16 protein-coding genes and 1 pseudogene are annotated in these 18,898 nt (G+C 60.8%); 5 read left to right on the top strand and 12 right to left on the bottom strand.

Features of this window, described 5'->3' with window-relative positions; translation table 11 throughout:
• Positions 1–22: 22 nt before the first annotated feature.
• Genes G113_RS07775 through G113_RS07765 form a run of 3 tightly spaced genes read right to left on the bottom strand, consistent with a single transcriptional unit; the run spans position 23 to position 1,205 of the window.
• Entirely contained in the window at positions 23–469 is a 447-nt protein-coding gene (locus G113_RS07775; protein WP_005898252.1) for a YeeE/YedE family protein, read from the bottom strand.
• Positions 470–474: 5 nt separating this feature from the next.
• Entirely contained in the window at positions 475–894 is a 420-nt protein-coding gene (locus G113_RS07770; RefSeq protein WP_040319016.1) for a YeeE/YedE family protein, read from the bottom strand.
• Positions 891–1,205: an ArsR/SmtB family transcription factor gene (locus G113_RS07765; protein WP_005898249.1), complete on the bottom strand. Its 315-nt coding sequence runs from the start codon at positions 1,203–1,205 to the stop codon at positions 891–893. Before G113_RS07765 ends, G113_RS07770 begins: the two co-directional genes overlap by 4 nt.
• A gap of 87 nt (positions 1,206–1,292) precedes the next feature.
• Here G113_RS07765 and G113_RS07760 point away from each other — a divergent pair, with 87 nt between their 5' ends.
• Positions 1,293–1,478: a YgaP family membrane protein gene (locus G113_RS07760; RefSeq protein WP_005898247.1), complete on the top strand. Its 186-nt coding sequence runs from the start codon at positions 1,293–1,295 to the stop codon at positions 1,476–1,478.
• Between the two features lie 125 nt (positions 1,479–1,603).
• Here G113_RS07760 and G113_RS07755 read toward each other — a convergent pair whose 3' ends face one another.
• From G113_RS07755 to grpE, 8 genes are all read right to left on the bottom strand, one after another.
• Positions 1,604–2,614 (bottom strand): substrate-binding domain-containing protein, encoded by a 1,011-nt coding sequence (locus tag G113_RS07755; protein WP_005898244.1) that lies wholly within the window; start codon positions 2,612–2,614, stop codon positions 1,604–1,606.
• Positions 2,615–2,641: 27 nt separating this feature from the next.
• Positions 2,642–4,057, bottom strand: a complete 1,416-nt coding sequence (locus tag G113_RS07750; protein ID WP_005898242.1) for a glycoside hydrolase family 32 protein — start codon at positions 4,055–4,057, stop codon at positions 2,642–2,644.
• Positions 4,057–5,421 carry a sucrose-specific PTS transporter subunit IIBC gene (locus tag G113_RS07745; protein WP_005898240.1) on the bottom strand — a complete coding sequence of 455 codons (1,365 nt, stop codon included), beginning with the start codon at positions 5,419–5,421 and terminating at the stop codon, positions 4,057–4,059. Before G113_RS07745 ends, G113_RS07750 begins: the two co-directional genes overlap by 1 nt.
• Before the next feature lie 83 nt (positions 5,422–5,504).
• On the bottom strand, positions 5,505–6,461 hold the full coding sequence (locus G113_RS07740; RefSeq protein WP_152435985.1) for an aminoimidazole riboside kinase: 957 nt from the start codon (positions 6,459–6,461) through the stop codon (positions 5,505–5,507).
• 114 nt (positions 6,462–6,575) lie between these two features.
• Positions 6,576–8,066: a carbohydrate porin gene (locus tag G113_RS07735; RefSeq protein WP_152435983.1), complete on the bottom strand. Its 1,491-nt coding sequence runs from the start codon at positions 8,064–8,066 to the stop codon at positions 6,576–6,578.
• Positions 8,067–8,330: 264 nt separating this feature from the next.
• Entirely contained in the window at positions 8,331–9,473 is a 1,143-nt protein-coding gene (dnaJ, locus tag G113_RS07730) for a molecular chaperone DnaJ (RefSeq protein WP_005898233.1), read from the bottom strand.
• A 113-nt stretch (positions 9,474–9,586) separates the two neighbouring features.
• The gene (gene dnaK, locus G113_RS07725) at positions 9,587–11,512 is read right to left on the bottom strand and encodes a molecular chaperone DnaK (protein WP_005898231.1); all 1,926 of its coding nucleotides are present in this window, start codon (positions 11,510–11,512) and stop codon (positions 9,587–9,589) included.
• Positions 11,513–11,781: 269 nt separating this feature from the next.
• Complete coding sequence (gene grpE, locus G113_RS07720) at positions 11,782–12,357, bottom strand: nucleotide exchange factor GrpE (RefSeq protein ID WP_040319015.1); 576 nt, start codon at positions 12,355–12,357, stop codon at positions 11,782–11,784.
• A 316-nt stretch (positions 12,358–12,673) separates the two neighbouring features.
• Between grpE and nadK the strand changes: the two genes are divergently transcribed.
• Entirely contained in the window at positions 12,674–13,558 is an 885-nt protein-coding gene (gene nadK, locus G113_RS07715) for an NAD(+) kinase (protein WP_005898227.1), read from the top strand.
• Positions 13,559–13,658: 100 nt separating this feature from the next.
• Here nadK and G113_RS07710 read toward each other — a convergent pair whose 3' ends face one another.
• Positions 13,659–14,810 carry a GGDEF domain-containing protein gene (locus G113_RS07710; RefSeq protein ID WP_005898225.1) on the bottom strand — a complete coding sequence of 384 codons (1,152 nt, stop codon included), beginning with the start codon at positions 14,808–14,810 and terminating at the stop codon, positions 13,659–13,661.
• A gap of 295 nt (positions 14,811–15,105) precedes the next feature.
• On the opposite strand from G113_RS07710, the gene recN reads away from it, so the two are divergent.
• The 3 genes and pseudogenes from recN to G113_RS07695 all read left to right on the top strand — a co-directional run.
• Positions 15,106–16,770, top strand: a complete 1,665-nt coding sequence (gene recN / locus G113_RS07705) for a DNA repair protein RecN (protein WP_005898223.1) — start codon at positions 15,106–15,108, stop codon at positions 16,768–16,770.
• A gap of 345 nt (positions 16,771–17,115) precedes the next feature.
• Positions 17,116–18,012 carry a manganese-dependent inorganic pyrophosphatase gene (locus G113_RS07700; RefSeq protein ID WP_040319019.1) on the top strand — a complete coding sequence of 299 codons (897 nt, stop codon included), beginning with the start codon at positions 17,116–17,118 and terminating at the stop codon, positions 18,010–18,012.
• Positions 18,013–18,284: 272 nt separating this feature from the next.
• A pseudogene (locus G113_RS07695) lies at positions 18,285–18,898 on the top strand (efflux RND transporter periplasmic adaptor subunit); the annotation flags it as partial.

The following is an 18,898-nucleotide window of genomic DNA, read 5'->3' as shown; positions in this document are numbered from 1 at the left end:
GGCTCATGGATGCCTTGAACATTCAGGCAGCACTGTGCTGACTAGCCCTCTCCCGCACCCTGACCCAGATCTTGTCCACCAGCAGGATCCCGGTCACCATGGCCGCAATGAACAACATTATCATGGGCTGTCCGCTGGAAATGAGGCTCAAGGCGGGCCCTGGACAGATACCCACCAGACCCCAACCCAGGCCGAACAGGGCGGCCCCGCCGATCAACCGGCGATCCAGCTCTGAGGCCGGTACGGCGACGATGGGCTCCCCCAGCAGGCTGCGGCGACGGGGTTTCACCAACAGGAAATAACCCGGCATGAACACCAGCAGGGCACCACCCATCACGAAGGCGAGGCTGGGATCCCACTCCCCCGCCAGATCGAGAAAGCCGATAACACGGGCCGGATCCATCATGCCGGAGATGGCCATGCCCAGACCAAACAACAATCCCGCAAACACACTTGTCAGCAACTTCATTGCAATCAGCCTCTAAAAAGATGGTGAGTCAAAAATACGGTCAGGAAGCCCACCGCCATAAAGGTAAGAGTCGCGACTATGGAGCGCATCGAGAGCCGCCCCATGCCGCAGATGCCGTGACCACTGGTGCAGCCATTGCCAAGGCGAGTGCCTATCCCTACCAATAGCCCGGCCAGCAGCACCACCGGCCAGCTCGGCAGGGTGGTGAACCTGGGCATGGTGGCCCAGTCCAGGCTGAGCGCCAGCCAGGCACCGGCCCCCAGTCCCAACAGAAACAGCAGCCGCCACGGCGCCTTGTGTTGCAAGGCACCGGCCAGGATGCCGCTGATCCCGGCGACCCGGCCGTTGAACAGCATCAACACCAGGGCAGACAGACCCGTCAGCATGCCTCCGCCCAACGAGAACAGCCATTGACTTTCCATCATCGCGATTCCTCATCTGAGTGACAAAAATGGGTTTGCAATACCCCCAGCACATCGGCCACCGCGTCGCTCATCAGCGAGTAGTAGATCTGCTGGGAGACCTTGCGCGAACGGATGAGTCCGTTGCGTCTCAATACCGACAACTGCTGGGAGAAGGCCGATTGCCCTAGCTGGCTGTGCGCCAGCAACTCGCCGACCCCCTTCTCTCCCTCGATCAACTGGCAGAGCACCATCAGGCGTTCGGGGTGAGCCAACGCCTTGAGCAGGGAGGCGGCGGCTGTCGCATGTCTGTTCATCTCGTCGAATTGGCTCATAGGATTAAATTAGCAATTCCTGATATTTGTTCTATTTTATAAATAAATACTAAATTAGCAAACTCTAAATATAGGAGGGGAACATAAATGACAGTAGATAACGGAGTCAGAGTAGTCGCAGGCTGCATTTTGCTGCTCTCGCTGCTGCTCACCGCCTGGGTGCACCCGGGCTTCGTCTGGCTGAGTGTCTTTGTCGGGGTCAACTTGATCCAGAGTGCATTCACCGGCTTCTGCCCCGCCGCCATGATCCTCAAGCGGATGGGCCTGACATAACCGGGTCTGCTGACCCAGGACCATCGCGCCCTGCACTAGATAGGCTCGCTGCCCACCATAACCCGGACAGCAAAAAGCCCCGTCAATCCGGGGCTTTTTCTATTGCAATGGCACTCGGTGCGCGACTAGTGGCGACTTCGCCAGCGTACCCGGGGAGGGATGACCTGGGCGGTCTGACCGGGCGGATTGCCAGCAATCAGTTGCTGCATCAGTTCAAAGGCGGCGCGGGCCAGGGCCGGACAATCCTGGGCCACCGAATCGATGCGCATCGGGATGCAGTCGAGCAGGTCGTGATCGTCGAAGGTGCACAGCCGCATCCCGGTCTCCATCAGGCCCGCCTCGTTGAGGTAGCGCAGCACCCCCTCAAGCAAGGTGAAGGAGGCGGTGAAGAGCCCTCTGGGGGGCGCCCCCAACTCGGTCACCAACTCGGCCATCAGCTGATAGCCTGAGCTGGGCTGATAGTCCCGATGGCGCACCTGGCTCTGTGGCGCCTCCAGCCCGGCCCTGTGCAGGCCCAGCTCATAGCCCGCCAGCCGATGGCGGCTGGGAGAGAGATCCAGCAAGCCGCCGAAGTAGTAGATCTCCTCGCCGCATTGGTTGGCCATGTCCTGCACCAGCTCGGCGGTCGCCTTGCAGGCGTCCGAGATCACCATGGGCAGGCGCGACTCGCCGATGTGGCGATCCAGCTGCACCACCGGCAAACGGTCGTGAATCCGGGCATAGGTGTCATCGCTGTGGCCGCTGGAGGCGACGATAAGGCCATCCACCTGGCGGCTGATGAGGTTGTCCACCACCCGCTGCTCCAGGGTGGGGTCATCCTCGGAGCAGGCGATCAGCAGCTGGATCCCCGCCTCCCGGCAGTGGGCCTCCAGGGCCCGGGCAATGCTGGCGAAGCCGAAGTTGGTGAGATCGGGGATAACCAGTCCCCAGGTGTAGCTGCGGGTCTCGCGCAAAGAGCGGGCATGGATGCTCGGCTGGTAATGGCACTCGTCCGCCACCGCCTGGATCCGCTTGCGGGTGTCGTCGGCGATGCGGTACTCCACACTCTTGCCGTTGAGCACCAGGCTGGCGGTCGCCTTGGACACTCCCGCCAATTCGGCTATCTGGGCAATCGTGATCCGTTTCTTCTTCTCCACCTGGCCTCCCGGCTGACTAGCACCGGGCTATTGTACTAGGCATGCCGCCAGCGGCCAGTGATTGAGGCAAATTTTGCCGCCCTCGCCCGCATCCCCTGCCGATAGTTGCGGCTTTTCACCGGGAAAATAGCGCGCCGACAGGGTCTGACGCCCATCATCCACAAAACATTCGAGGCTGGAGCAGTCGCACAAGACGGTTATCCGGCCACCCAGCCAGGGCGCTGACCTCTCTTCCCACTCACCGCTCAGCCAGTTTTGGCGACGCAATAAGATGCGCCCCGGTTGCCAGATCAGCTCTGCCACTGTCCCGAGCCAGAGACTGCCCGCACCGGTCAGCGTCAGATCCAGCCAGGCCGAGTCGATAGCAATCCCCGGAAACTCGCTGACGACCCCCTCGAAACTGGTCAGTTCGCCCTTGAGGGCGGCCAGCTCTGCCACCGGCCGCTGGCAGAGCCACTCATCCTGCCAGAACAGCTCCCGCGGGCAGCTCATCTGGTGGATCCAGCCATAGGGGATGGTCGGCTGACTCATCTCGTTCTCCTCCGGCAGCCCCAGCCAGCCAAACAGCAGGCGGCGTCCCTGACTGTCCAGCGTGGTCTGGGGCGCATAGAATTCGAAGCCCCTGTCCAGCTCGTGGAAATCCCCGTGCGCGAAGTGCTCGCCATCAAAGCTGCCAGCCAGCCAGCCGCACTGGTAGAGGTTGCGGTAATACTCCCCTTGCGGAGCAATTCCCTGCGGGCAGCTGATCAGCAGATGGCGATCCCCTAGGGGGAAGAGGTCCGGGCACTCCCACATATAGCCAAAGTCCCCGAGACCACCGCGCCCGCTACCGGCGATGGGGCCCACCAGCGTCCAGGCATCCAGCCTGTCGCCGCGATAGAGCAGCACTTCGCCCTTATCATCCAGGGTGCGGGCTCCCAGCACCATCAGCCACTGCCGACCGTCGTGCCATACCTTGGGGTCGCGCACATGGCCGCTGTAGCCTTGGGGCAGATCCAGCACGGGACCCAGCTTCTCGAAACCACCCTGGCCATCGTCGCGGGCCAGGCACTGGTAGGCGGTGCGGCTGCCGTCCGGGTATTTGACGTTGCCGGTGTAGACGAGGGTCAGGCGCCCCTGCTCGTCGCTCACCGCCGAGCCGGAATAGCAGCCGTGACTCTCATAGGCCTCGGTGGGCAAGAGCGCCACGGGTTCGTGCTGCCAGTGCAGCAGATCGGTGGAGGTGACGTGACCCCAGCCCTTGTTGGCGTGTGCGCAGCCGAGCGGATTCCACTGGTAGAAGAGATGGTAGCGCCCGTCGTGTTCGATGAAGCCGTTGGGGTCATTGAGCAGCCCCACCGGGGCTGCCAGGTGCCAGCGGGGCCGATGGGGATCGGCCGCCGCCTTGAGCTGGCCCGCCAATAACTGGCGGGCAATCTGTCGCAGGAACTGATTCTCGGTCATCACTCCACCTTGTATTTCAGCAGCCAGGAGGCGGCGAAGGCGGCGCCAAAGGCGATCACCAGACCGATAACGTAGTGGATTAGGCTCATGGGCTGGACGATGGCCATGCCCGGAATGCCGGTCAGTCCCACCGCCGTCATGCCAACCTTGGCCGCCACCACGTAGGCGCCGCCGCAGGCACCGCCAAGCAGACCCGCCAGGAAGGGTTTGATGTAGCGCAGGTTGACGCCGAAGATGGCCGCCTCGGTGATGCCGAGCAAGCAGGACATGGCCGCCGGCACGGTAATGGCTTTGATTTTCGGATCCCGGGTCTTGAAGTAGACCGCTAGACAGGCGCCACCCTGGGCCACGTTGGCCATGGCCCAGATGGGCAGCAGGAAGTTGACGCCTATGGCCGGATTGGTGAGCAGCCCCGCCTCTATGGCATGGAAGCTGTGATGGATACCGGTGATGACGATAAGCGAATAGGTGCCGCCAAACACCAGCCCCGCCAGCCAGCCTGCCTGCTCATAAAGCGCGCTCAGACCAAAGGAGATGCCATCCCCCAGTACCCGTCCGGCCGGGCCGATGAAGAGCAGCGCCACGAAGCCGGTAATGATGACTGTGAGAAACGGCGTGAGGATCAGATCCAGGGCGTCCGGAATGCGCCTTCTCAGCTGTTTCTCCAGATGGGACATGAACCAGACCGCCAGCAGCACCGGGAAGACGGTGCCCTGATAGCCGATCATGGCGACATCGATACCGAAGAAATCCATGGTCTTGAAGCCACCGGCCACACCCCAGGCGTTGGTCAGGGCCGGGTGGGTGAGGATCCCCCCCATGGTGGCCCCCAGATAGGGGTTGCCGCCAAACTCACGCGCCGCCGTGAACCCGATCAGAATGGGCAGTATGATAAAGGCCGCCGAGCTGAACATGTCGAGCATGACGAAGAGGGCACTGTCGGCATTGACCCAGCCATAGGTGCGCACCATGCCGAGCAGCCCCATCAGCAGACCAGACGCGACGATGGCCGGAATGATGGGCACGAAGATGTTGGACAGCGTCCGTGCCAAGCGCTGGGCAACGTTGAGCTTGGCGCTGGCGATGTCGGTCAGCTCCGTCTTGCTGGCCGTCCCTGTCCCGGTAATAGCCACTAACTCTGCATAGACCTTGTTGACCAGGCCGGTGCCGAAGATCACCTGGATCTGGCCCGCGTTGCTGAAGCACCCCTTGACCCCCTCCAGCTTGTCGATGGCGGCCTTGTTCACCTTGCTGTCATCGGCCAGCACCAGCCGCAGCCGGGTGGCGCAGTGGGCAGCGCTGACGATATTCTCCTTGCCCCCGAGCAGGGGCACTAAATCCTTGGCTATCGCACTGATATTCATATTATTCCTCTTGTGGCCCGCCACGCTGGCGGGCCCTTGTCACATGAGAGTAGAGGCTCTTGAGCTACGGTTCTAGCCGCAGCTCAACAGCCAATTGCGCCCAATCGCAAAAAGGCATCCAGTTCGGTGCGGGTCGGCAGCGCCGTCATGGCCCCCTTGGCGGTGGTGGCGAGCGCCCCGCAGCCGTGGGCCTGGGCCAGGATGGCGGGCAGATCGCTCAAGACAGGCAACCGCTCGCCCTGTGCCAGCGCCGCCAGGAGTCCGGCGACGAAGGCATCCCCCGCCCCCGTGGTGTCAAGCGGGGTCACTTTCGGCCCCACCCACTCCAGCAGCTCGCCCTCGAGGCGGGCCACCACTCCGGCCGCCCCCCGGGTCACCAGCACCAGCGCCGGGCCCGAGATAGTGGCGAGCCCTGCGGCCAGATCATCCTCGCCGCTCAGCAGCTGCAGCTCGTCAATCGAGAGCTTGACCACATCCGCCAGCGCTATGGTCTGGCGCACCACTGGCAGCATCTCGGCGGGGTTGCCCCACACCTCGGGCCTCAGGTTGGGGTCGAAACAGACCCGTCCCCCCGCGTCCTTGATGGCGGCCATGGCCTGCAGGCAACTGCCGCGTACCGGCTCGTTGGCGAGCGCGATGGAGCAGGTGAGCAACCACTGACTGGCCTGGAAGCCGGGCAACTCATCCGGGGTCAGGAACTGATCCGCACTGGGGCGCACCATGAAGGTGAAGCTGCGCTCCCCCTCTTCATCGAGCTCCACCAGCACTGTAGAGGTTCGATGATCAGGATCCGCCCGCAGACAAGCGGTATCCACCCCTTCCCTTGCCAGGATATCAGCCATAAAGCGGCCAAACGGATCGGCGCCGACCCGGCCGATAAAGGCTGACTCGCCGCCAAGTCGCGCCACCCCGACCGCCACATTGGCGGGTGCGCCACCCGGACACTTGAGGTAGTGCAGCTCCCCTTCCGGGATCAAGTCCACCACCGCATCCCCCATTACCCACACACGATTCCCCACCTTACTACTCCACTGCTGCATCGGATCCACTGCCAGAGCCGGGCTCTGTTCTCTTGGTGGCATTATCAGCTAAACCGTTTTAGCTAACCAACAGATCCCGGCGCCACCTGCCATTTTTGTGATCGGGATAACGAACTAGAACCAGGTTTCCATCTGCACGCCGAAGTTCCACTCACCACCGGCGGTGAAGTTGCTCTGGCCCATGGCATCGTCGCTGGCGTAGTTGTCGAGCTCGGAGGACCAGTCCATCCAGGTCGCAAACAGCCGCAGCTCGGGGCGCTCGAAGAAGCCGGCGGTCTGTGCCTTGAAAGTGGGAGCAAAGGTGAGCTTGGTGAAGTTGCCGCTCACCGCCTGGCGGCCCTGGTAGCCCTTGGGATCCAGATCCATGTACTGCCAGGCCGCCTCATAGACCAGCTCGAGGTTCTGGCTCACCACCTGGGCCACCCGGGTGTTGAGGGTCAGCCATTGATACTCGTCCCCCTTCGCATAACGATCCTGGCTCTGCTCGGCCAGCAATGCCGGTGCGAAACGCCAGCGCGGAGCGATATCGGTGGCACCGAACACGGCGATGCGTACCGCGTCGGCATCGGGCAGCAGCTCGCTGTCGGAGCCCAAGCCCTTGAGCTCGGCACCCAGACCATGACCGTAGAGGATCGCCGCCTTGGAGAAGCCGGGGTTGATGCCAAAGAAGCTGTCGGCGTGATAAGCCACCAGGGTGTGGGCACCCTTGTCTGCCGCCTCGCTTCCTTTGCCACCGTCGTTGATGCGCTGCTCGTTGTCATTGGCCGAGAGGCCGTTGACCATCCACTGCCAGTTGCCGAAGCGGTTGTTCATGGTGAGGATATGGCTCTCTATGTCCGACAGACCGCTGGCACTGATGTCGCCATAGTCGCGGCCATAAAGGGAGAAGTTCGCCTTCCAGCTGTCGGCCAGTTGCACGTCATAGACGCCGCCACCAGTACCGGCCAGGAACACCACGTCAGAATCGAGCCAGTGGATGTCGAAGTTGTCGCGGTCAAAGCGCTTGCCCGCCCACAGCACCGCATGCTTGAAAGCGCCATCGAAGCTCGCCAGATTGCCTATTTCGGCAAACACTTGGCGGGTATTGAGGCTCGAATCGCTGGCGGTCCAGTCGTTGCTGGTCTCCACGCCATCTGCCAGCATCAGCTTGTAGCGTGCCCAGCTGCCGTCATCAAACGTCTGGGTCTTGAGCAGATTAGCTTCCATGTAGGTGTCGTCTTCGTTGCCAAGCCGGCCCACTGCGCCCCCCACTGACCCTGCCGGCGTGATGTAGGGACCGCCCCGCCCACCGTTGCCATTGCCGTTGACCAGCAGGCCAGAGCGGGCGTAGCCGTGAAACTCGAAGCCCTGTGCCCCCGCCGTCTTCTCATCCACCTGCTGGCTGCGGCTGTTGGCGACCTGGGCCTGCTCACTGGCCGCACTTGCCTTCACCTCGGCCTGACTGGCACGGCTCTCTGCCGCCTCAGCTCTCGCTTCAGCTGCCTGTACCCGCGCCTCCAGCGCCGCCAGCCGGGCCTCGATACCGCTCTGCGCCGCCCATAGCGGGCCACTCATCCCTAATCCCAGCGCTACCGCCAGCGCCAATCTGCTCTTGAACATCATCATCTTCCTCACCTGTCGTGTGTTGCCCAATCGGGATCTGTTTTTATCGGCGAAGAGAGCATAGCTAAACCGCTTTAGCTAACTCAATACATCAGCTAAACCGTTTCAGCCAGTCTGTGAGCGGAATAACATTTGTACAGGAGGAATGGGTGGGAGTTGTGAGGTGGATCCCTCATCAGGATCCACTCAATAGCAAAGGTTCCGGCTAAACGGCGGGCAAAAAGAAAGCCGGCACAGAGGCCGGCTTGCTATCACGGTTGGCGACGATCAGCGGGTCAGATCGTCGAAGAAGCGTTTCACCCCTTCGAAGAAGCCTTCCGATCTCGGCTTGTGGGTCTTGGCGGCGGCACCGCTGAACGACTCGTCCAGTTGACGCAACAGCTCTTTCTGGGACTCGGTCAGCTTGACCGGGGTCTCGACCACCACCTTGCACATCAGATCGCCGACCTGACCGGAGCGCACGGACTTGACGCCCTTGCCCCGCAGACGGAACATCTTGCCGGTCTGGGTCTCGGAGGTCACCTTCAGCTTGACCCGGCCATCCAGGGTCGGCACTTCGATCTCGCCACCCAGGGCGGCGGCGGTGAAGCTGATGGGCACTTCGCAGTAGAGGTCGTTGCCATCGCGCACGAAGATGCCGTGCTCTTTGACATGCACCTGTACGTACAGATCCCCGGCCGGTGCGCCGGCTTCTCCCGCTTCCCCTTCACCGGAGAGACGGATGCGATCGCCGGTATCGACGCCCGCCGGGATCTTGACCGACAGTGTCTTGGTCTTCTGGTAGCGACCCTCGCCATGGCACTTGCGGCACGGATCCTTGATGATCTTGCCGCGGCCATGACAGTGAGGACAGGCCTGCTGCACGGCGAAGAAACCCTGACGCATCTGTACTTGACCGGCACCGTGGCAGGTCGGACAGGTCTGGGCATGGCTGCCGGTGTGGGCACCCGAGCCGTTGCAGACCTCGCAGTGCACCTGAGTCGGGACCTTGATCTCCTTGGAGACGCCACGAACGGCCTCTTCCAGGGTCAGTTCCATGGTGTAACGCAGGTCAGAACCCCGGGCCGGGCCACGACGACCACCGCCGCTGCGACCACCGAAGATGTCGCCAAAGATGTCGCCGAAGGCATCACCAAAATCGGCACCGCCGCCAAAGCCACCGTGGCCACCGCCACCCTGGCTCTGATCCACGCCGGCATGACCGTACTGGTCATAGCGGGCCCGCAGATTTTCGTCGGTCAGGATCTCGTAAGCTTCCTTGACCTCTTTGAACTTCTCTTCGGATGCGGCATCGCCCTGGTTACGATCCGGGTGATACTTCATCGCCAGACGCTTGTACGCCTTCTTGATCTCGCGCTCGTCGGCACCCTTGGCCACCCCGAGCACTTCATAGAAATCGCGCTTCGACATACTCATCCTATTGCGTTGTCAGCAGTTAAGCAGACGGGCGTTGGTCACCCAACGCCCGTAAATTCATTGATCAAGCCGATGGGCAGAGCGGGCTCTGCCCATCTGGGTGTGGCTTATTTCTTGTCGTCTTTCACTTCTTCGAACTCGGCATCGACCACGTCGTCGTCGGCCTTGGCAGAAGCGGAGGACTGGCCTGCATCGGCACCGGCGCCTTGCGCCTGAGCCTGCTGCTGGGCAATTTCCATCAACTTCTGGGACGCTTCCATCAGAGCCTGTTGTTTGGCTTCGATGACGGCCTTGTCGTCACCCTTGATGACAGCTTCCAGTTCGGAGAGGGCAGTCTCGATCTTGGTCTTGTCATCGCTTGGCAGCGCATCACCGGCTTCGGCAATCTGCTTGCGGACCGAGTGGACCAGACCGTCAGCCTGGTTGCGAGTCTGCACCAGCTCTTCAAACTTCTTGTCTTCGGCCGCGTTGGCTTCGGCCTCGCGTACCATGCGTTCAATCTCTTCATCAGACAGACCGGAAGAAGCCTGGATAGTGATCTTCTGCTCCTTGTTGGTCTCTTTGTCTTTGGCAGAGACGTGCAGGATACCGTTGGCATCGATGTCGAAGGTCACTTCGATCTGCGGCAGACCGCGCTGAGCCGGACGAATACCTTCCAGGTTGAACTGGCCCAGGGACTTGTTGTCGCTGGCACGTTTGCGCTCACCCTGCAGCACGTGAATGGTCACGGCAGACTGGTTGTCTTCGGCGGTAGAGAACACTTGGGACTTCTTGGTCGGTATGGTGGTGTTCTTCTCAATCAGCGCCGTCATCACGCTGCCCATGGTTTCGATCCCCAGGGAGAGCGGAGTGACGTCCAGCAGCAGTACGTCGGTCTTCTCACCGGACAGTACGGCACCCTGAATGGCAGCACCCATGGCCACGGCTTCGTCCGGGTTGACATCTTTGCGCGGCTCTTTGCCGAAGAAGTCAGCCACAGTCTTCTGCACCATTGGCATGCGGGTCTGACCACCCACCAGGATGACGTCGTCGATTTCGCCAACTGCCAGACCGGAGTCTTTCAGTGCGGTACGGACCGGTTCGAGCGAGTCTTTCACCATGTCTTCCACCAGGGACTCCAGCTTGGCGCGGGTCACCTTGATGTTCATGTGCTTGGGACCGGTGGCATCTGCGGTGATGTACGGCAGATTCACGTCGGTCTGCTGAGCGGAAGAGAGCTCAATCTTGGCTTTCTCGGCGGCATCTTTCAGACGCTGCAGGGCCAGCTGGTCGTTGCGCAGGTCAATGCCCTGCTCACGCTTGAACTCGTCAACCAGATAGTTGATGACGCGGTTGTCGAAATCTTCACCACCCAGGTGGGTGTTACCATTGGTCGCCAGTACTTCGAAGGTGGTTTCCCCTTCAACTTCGTCGATCTCGATGATGGATATATCGAAAGTACCACCACCCAGGTCATAGACGGCAACCTTGCGCTCACCCTTGACCTTGTTCACGCCGTAGGCAAATGCCGCAGCGGTCGGTTCGTTGATGATGCGCTTGACGTCCAGACCCGCGATGCGACCGGCATCTTTGGTAGCCTGACGCTGGGCATCGTTGAAGTAGGCCGGTACTGTGATAACGGCTTCGGTCACTGGCTCGCCCAGATAATCCTCGGCAGTTTTCTTCATTTTCTTCAGCACTTCGGCAGAGATCTGCGGCGGTGCCATTTTCTTGCCTTTCACTTCAACCCAGGCATCACCGTTGTCAGCCTTGGCGATGGCGTACGGCATGATTTTCAGGTCACGCTGCACTTCTTCATCTTCGAAACGGCGACCGATCAGACGCTTGATGGCGAACAGGGTGTTCTTCGGGTTGGTGATGGCCTGACGCTTGGCCGGCTGACCAACCAGGATCTCGCCATCATCGGCATAGGCAATGATGGACGGAGTAGTACGATCGCCTTCTGCGTTCTCGATCACGCGAGCAGTGTCGCCATCCAGAATGGCGACGCAGGAGTTGGTAGTACCCAGGTCAATACCGATGATTTTACCCATTTGACGAATCTCCAAATACTTAGATTAAACAGACGAATCGCTCGCCTTAATGCGTTAACGGCTAGGTGGGGGCTAAGCAATGTGCTTTCAAGCTCCCGGTAGCAAATTCTTACTACCGCCGTACCTTGTCACCTATATGGGGTCTGGTCGTTCAGCTTCAAGGGCTGACCGTAAAAAACCAGGGGCTTTTCTCATGGGACCGACCCCGCTGGCTGACCGCCAGCCAACAAAAAGCCCGCCTCGCGACGGGCTCGGCAATGGCGCGGGGATCAGGCAGGGGCCTTGGATACCATGACCATGGCCGGACGAATGACGCGGCCATTGAGCTCGTAGCCTTTTTGCATCACCGCCATCACGGTGTTTGGCGCCAGCTCGCCATTCTCGATCATGCTCATCGCCTGATGGGCATTGGGATCGAACGGCTGGTTGGTGGGATCCAGTGCCACCAGGCCAAATTTGGCCACCGAGCTCTGCATGGATTTCAGCGTCAGGTCGACACCTTCGATCATCGGCGCCAGCGCCTCGTTCTCTTTGTCAGCAAGATCGATGGCACGCTCCAGGTTGTCGAGCACCGGCAGCAGCTCGGTGGCGAATTTCTCCAGGGCGAATTTATGGGCCTTTTCGACGTCCAGTGCGGCACGGCGACGCAGGTTTTCCATCTCGGCGACGGCACGAATGGCGCGTTCACGCTCTTCGGCGGCAGCCGCTTCGAGAGTGGCCACCTTGGCCTCCAGCTCGGCGATACGCACCAGCTCGGCTGTCACTTCACTGTCTACATCGGTCGGCTCGACTGGCTGGGTTTCGACTTGCTCCATCGCTTCAACCTTTTGTTCTTCGTGGTTCATGACATCTCCAATTAGGGGTTACTTCGTTCATTGCCGCTTATTATGGGGATGCATCCCCCGCTTTCAAGGGGAAAAGGTGATCATCTGCCCTTTGCCCTGGTCAAGGCGAGGCAGCGGCGTTCTCCGCCATGCGCAGTCTGACTGGCTGGCAACGGATGCACTCTGGCGGGAGATGACGTGACGCTTTCCCCATGAGGGTCTGTTGATGGCTCGGCTTTATCCATGACAAACGGGGGGGCATCTTGCGAGCAGGCAGACAAAAGAGAAGCAAATCAAGGTATACTGCAGCCACATTCACCTAGCATTCGAACCCATGATGGACTCCCCTTTCAAAACCATCGCCCTCATCGGCAAGCCTCACCACGAAGGCGCCAACCAGACGCTGAGCGGCCTGCATCAGTATCTCAGCACTCGGGGTTTTCGGGTGCTGATCGAGAGCCGGGTCGCCCAGACTCTCGGTATAGTGGACGACAGCGTCATGGATCTGGTCCAGCTTGGCGAGCAGGCGGATCTCGCCATCGTCGTGGGCGGAGACGGCAACATGCTGGGCGCGGCGCGAGTCTTGTCACGGTTCGACGTGGCGGTGATCGGGGTGAATCGGGGCAACCTTGGCTTCTTGACCGATCTCTCACCGCAAGATTACCTGCTGCCCCTGGAGCAGGTGCTATCGGGCCACTTCAAGAGCGAGCACCGCTTCTTGCTGGAAGCCGCCGTCTACCGCCATGGGGAGCGCAAATCGGCCAATCTGGCGGTGAACGAGGTGGTGCTGCACCCGGGCAAGATAGCCCATATGATAGAGTTCGAGGTCTACATCGATGGCAGCTTCATGTATAGCCAGCGGGCGGACGGCATCATCATCGCAACGCCGACCGGCTCGACCGCCTATTCCCTGTCGGCGGGCGGCCCCATCCTCACCCCCAAGCTCAATGCCATGACGCTGGTCCCCATGTTCCCCCATACCCTGAGCAGTCGCCCCATAGTGCTCGATGCCGACAGCGAGGTACGGCTGCTGGTCTCCCCCGAGAATCAGGATGACGCCATGCAGGTGAGCTGTGACGGCCAGGTGACGCTCGCGGTGCAACCGGGGGACGAGATCCTCATCAAGAAGAGCAGCCACAAGTTGCATCTGGTGCACCCGCTCGATTACAGCTACTTCCACGTGCTGCGCAACAAGCTAGGCTGGGGCAGCAAGCTGTTCTAAGTCAGCTCATCGAGGGAGAGGCTGGCCTCCCCCTCATTTACTCCAGCCAGACCCGCACAGTACGGATCGGGCAGGGACTCTGGCCCAGCTGATACTACTTCTACACCAGTAGATGGTGGCGCTCCAGCTCGGGCAAGAAACGCACGCCATTGCGCCCCTCCCCCTTGACCCTGTACATGGCCTCGTCGGCGCGCAGCAGCAACTGCGCCAGATCGCCTTGGCCGCAAGAGCAGATCCCTCCCACGCTGACGGTGATCCCCTCACAGGGTAGGCAGGCCCCTTGGCGGGAGCGCGTCTCTATCTGGCTGCGAATGCGATCGCAGATGGAGAACGCATCCTGATCGCTGACCCCCCGCATGATGATGGCGAACTCCTCACCCCCGATCCGCCCGACCAGATCGTCTTTACGCACCTCGGATATCAGCGTCTGGGCAACGAAGCGGATCACCTCGTCGCCACACCCATGTCCAAATCGGTCATTGACCTGCTTGAAGTGATCAATGTCGAGTACGACCACGCTTAACAGCCCATCCGCCTGGCCATCGCCCGACTTGAACAGCCCACGTCGATTGAGCACCCCAGTGAGGGGGTCCCGCTCCGAGAGCATGAGCAGCGTCTGCTCGCTCTCCGTATACGCGACCAACGGCAGCAGAAGCACGGACCCTATGGTCAGGGTCATATGCATGAAGAAAATCACATCCAGCAACCACTGCTTGGCTTGCTGGTCCGGGCCCAATGCCTGCACGAGCAGAGCGATGCCCTGACTCAACAGGATCACGAAATGGACCAGATAGATGAGAGAGACGGTATGCAGCACCCGCTTCTGAGTCTGGCTCAAGGAGAAGATCAGGCAGGCACACCACAGATAGATGACTGATTCGATAAGCGCCAGCACCAAGCGCACATCAAACAGGCTGGCCAATACCAGATAGCTGAGCAGAAAGAGGCTAACAGAACACCGGACACGCCACGTATTCAAGGGGTTGTCATAAAGAGCATAGAAACCTGCAAGCAGCAGCAACACACAAATCAGAGACGTAAAACCGCCCCAAAACAGCCCAAGAGCCACGTGATCCGTCATGACCCCCAGGCAGAGCAGCAGTATTGAAAAGGAGAACACGAACGCCGACAGGGACCAGAGCAGGAAGTTACCCCGCCCCGGCTTGAGCCGATGAATGAACAGCATGAGCAGAGCCGACATCAAGTTGATTGCCAGGGAGATGAGCAATAGCGTCGGGGTATGGATCGTCATGAGTCATCCTTGATGAGGATCGCTGCCAATCCTTGGTCAGCCGTCCAGGCGCGCCCGGGCCCCACAAGGACCAAGCATGTTAATGAGTGTGTCCGAGCCACCCTTGCGCTACAAGTGTATTCTATCAATAAGTTGTAACGGCATCAGACAAGGGAAGAAAGCCCCTCTTGGCATGGCCACCCTCTGGTCCAGTTCAGCTCGTGGCGCTAAAAATCCGCGCGCCCTCTTTACTGTATATAAGACCAGTATATACTGGATGCATACACAGTAATCTTGGCCCAGACAGGATGAAACCATGCTGACCCAACTGACCGTCAACAACTTCGCCATCGTCAAGTTTCTCGAGCTCGATCTGCAACCCGGCATGACCTGTATCACCGGGGAGACGGGTGCTGGCAAATCCATCGCCATCGATGCCCTTGGACTCTGTCTCGGCGAACGTGCCGAAGCGGCCATGGTGCGCCCCGGCAATGACAAGACGGAAGTCAGCGCCCGCTTCCTGCTTGAAGACAATCCCCAGGCCCGTGCCTGGCTGGCTGGCAATGAGCTTGAGAGCGAGGGGGAGTGCATAGTTCGACGGGTGGTCTCGGCCGAGGGACGTTCACGCAGCTATGTCAATGGCGTGCCAGTGCCCCTGACCCAATTGCGCAGCCTGGGTCAACTGCTGGTCAACGTACACGGCCAGCATGCCCACCAGTTGCTGATCAAACCCGACTACCAGCTCGCCCTGCTCGACGGCTACGCTGGCCACCATCTGCTGCTGGCGGACGTTCGCCACCACTACCAGCATTGGCGTCAGCTGCAAAACGAACTGAACCGTCTCAAGGCCGAACAGCAACAGCGGGAAGCTCGCCGCCAACTCATCGAATACCAGGTGCAGGAGCTCGACGAATTCGCCCTGCAACCCGCGGAGTTCGAGGCGATCGAGGAGGAACACCAGCGGCTGGCCAACGGTACCGAGCTGATGCAAGAGTGTGGCTTCTGTCTGGATCTGCTCTATGACAACGAAGAGACCACCATCGCCGGCCTACTGCAAATCGCGGTGGACAGAGCAGAGGGACTGGTCAACATGGATGCCCGGCTTGCCCCGGTACTGGGCATGCTCAATGAGGCGCTGATCGGTGTGCAGGAGAGCCACAGCGAGCTGCGTGTTTATCTGGACAAGCTGGAGCTGGATCCCGAGCGCTTCAACGAACTCGAGGCCCGCCTCTCCCGGGCGATCAATCTGGCCCGCAAGCATCATGTCAAACCCGCCGAACTGGCTCATTACCATCAGGAACTGGCCAGTGACCTGGCGCAGCTCAACTCCGATGAGCAGCGCCTCGAGGGGATGGAAACCGAACTGGCCGAAGCTCGCAACGCCTTCTTGCAAGCTGCCGATGCCCTGAGCCAGAGCCGCCAGCGCTATGGCGCCGAGCTGGCTACCCTGGTCACGGCCAGCATGCAGGAACTCTCCATGACCGATGGCCGTTTCGCCATCGACATCAAGCCGGATGCCAACGCCAGCCTCTCTCCCTTGGGGATAGACAGGGTAGAATTCGTGGTAAGCACCAACCCGGGCCAACCCATGCAGCCGCTCGGCAAGGTGGCCTCGGGGGGAGAACTGTCGCGCATCAGCCTCGCCATTGTGGTGATCAGTGCCCGCAAGGTTGCCACTCCGACTCTGATCTTTGATGAGGTGGACGTGGGGATCAGTGGCCCCACCGCCGCCGTAGTGGGCCGCCTGCTACGCCAGCTCGGCGAGTCGACCCAGGTGATGGTGGTCACTCACTTGCCCCAGGTGGCAGGCAATGGTCATCAGCACATGGTGGTGAGCAAGCACACCGACGGCAAGACCACAGAGACACGGATGAGTGCCCTCGACAGCAAGGCCCGCCTCAACGAACTCGCCCGTCTGCTTGGCGGCGATCAGATCACCGACAATACCCTGGCCAATGCCCGTGAGCTGCTGCAGGCCTGATCCTGCAGCCAGCCTGCGGGTGGAATAGTGACCTACTCCTCGGGCATGACGCCAGAGAGAGCCATCTTCTGCAGGCAGGCCTTTTCACCTTTGGTGAAACAGGTCTGCCTCACGCCCTCCAGAGGGGCTGAGCACCAACAGCTCCAGCCGCAAGAGAATCTATCTCTCGTTCTCCTTGGGCGGCCCGGGTGAAGCGGGCTTGGCTTATCTCTTTGCACATGAGGCCTCTTTAATCTCCCCCCGCTCCTGCGGACATCATCCGGCGTCAGGATCAATCCCCGCCACAGTGCCGGGATGATATGCTGACGACCTATCTTGCATAAGGTCATCCAGCCCGAGGTTTTCATGATCCACGTATTCGGCCATCGCAATCCCGACAGCGACAGCATCTGCAGTGCCCTGGTACTAGCAGACTGGCTCAACGGTCAGGGGCGGCCCGCCACTCCTTGGCGCCTGGGAGAGCTGCGCACCGAAACCCGCTTTATTCTGGAGTGCGCCGGCAGGGAGTCCCCGGCCCTGCTGACCCAGCCGCTGGATGGGCTGGATGTCTGGCTGGTGGACTTCAGCGATTTCGAGCAAGGACCAGAGAGCCTGGCCCGCGCCAACATCGTAGGTCTGGTGGATCACCACAGACTCGGTTCCTTGCGTACCGAGGCGCCCTTCGATGCCTGGATCCGCGCAGTAGGTTGCTCGGCCACCATAGTGCTCAGTCTGCTCGACGAGCTGACCCGCCCCCAGGCCCGTCTCTTGCTTGGTGCCATCATGAGCGACACCCTCTGCCTCACCTCCCCGACGACCACTCCCTTGGATGAGGCTGCCTGTCAGCGGCTAGCGCCTCTGGCCGAGTTGAGCCTTGCCGAATTTGGCCAGCAGTTGCTGGCAGCCAAGACCGATCTCAGTGGACTCAGTGCCGCTCAGTTGCTGCGCCAGGACGAGAAGGGCTATCAGGTGGCAGGGGTCAACCTGGTGATGAGTCAGATTGAAGTCAGCAGCCTGGCCCAGATAACACCCATGATGGCGGAACTCGAACGCGAAATGGCGCAACGAGTGCACACCGATGACCTGGATGCCTACGTGCTGATGGTGACGGATCTTGGCGAAGGGGCGAGCCGGATCTGCGCCTGCCCTCACCCGAAAAGGTCGCTGCCACAGCTGCCCAAGCAAGCCATCACCCTGCCCGGTATGGTGAGCCGCAAGAAGCAGGGGCTCCCTTGGCTGACCGCTCAACTCAGTCAGGGCTGACTTGCAGAGCTCAGCCAGTGGCAATAGGCGGTGCACTATTTCTCCTGGCTGAGCCCCTGCCAAGCCCTGGCCACATAAGCAGGGTCAACCCGGTGCCGTTGGCCCTGGCTACCATCTCCCGCAAGAAGCTTCTCCCCAGGTGTCCTGCGTTGACAAGCTTTGTTACAGGATCTCCGTTGTCTTTTAGCCGCCTTTTACGGCAGGATGTTTCCTCTTATCTCCCCCTAGCGTTCATGGATGCCAGATTCACGATGAAGATGTCCCTCCCCCCTATGCTGCGCTGGCTCATTGCCGCCTTGCTGGTCGCTCTCTCCATCTGGCTGCTATGGCCGAACAAAGCGGCCGCCCCCTTGTTGAGCGCCTCGGTGACCCGCCAGGACATAGAAGATGCCGTGTTGGCCAGCGGCGCACTGGAGGCGGTGGAACAAGTCGACGTGGGTGCCCAGGTTTCGGGCCAGGTTACCCGGCTGCTGGTCGAGAATGGTCAGCAAGTCAAACAGGGGGAGCTGTTGGCCGAGATAGACCCGCTGATCGCTCAGAACGATCTCAAGACGGCCCAAGCCGAGCTCGCCAGTAGCCAGGCGCAGCTCAGGATCAAGCAGGCTCAGCTCAAGCAATATGAGCTCGCCTATCGCCGCCAGCAGCAGATGTTTGGCCAGCAGGCCAGTTCAAAGGCCGATCTCGAAAACGCAGAAGCCCAGCTCGCCGTCACCCGGGCCGAGCTGCAAAATGCCCAGGCCAATATCGACAGTGCCGCCATCAAGGTCGAGCGCTCCCGCACCCAGCTTGGCTATACCCGGGATCCAGGCCCCCATGGATGGCACCGTCGTCTCCATCGTCACCCGCCAGGGGCAGACATTGGCGGCCACCCAGACGGTGCCCACCC

The organism is Aeromonas molluscorum 848 (assembly GCF_000388115.1).
GTDB classification, from domain to species: domain Bacteria; phylum Pseudomonadota; class Gammaproteobacteria; order Enterobacterales; family Aeromonadaceae; genus Aeromonas; species Aeromonas molluscorum.
This window is presented reverse-complemented; position numbering and strand designations above follow the sequence as displayed.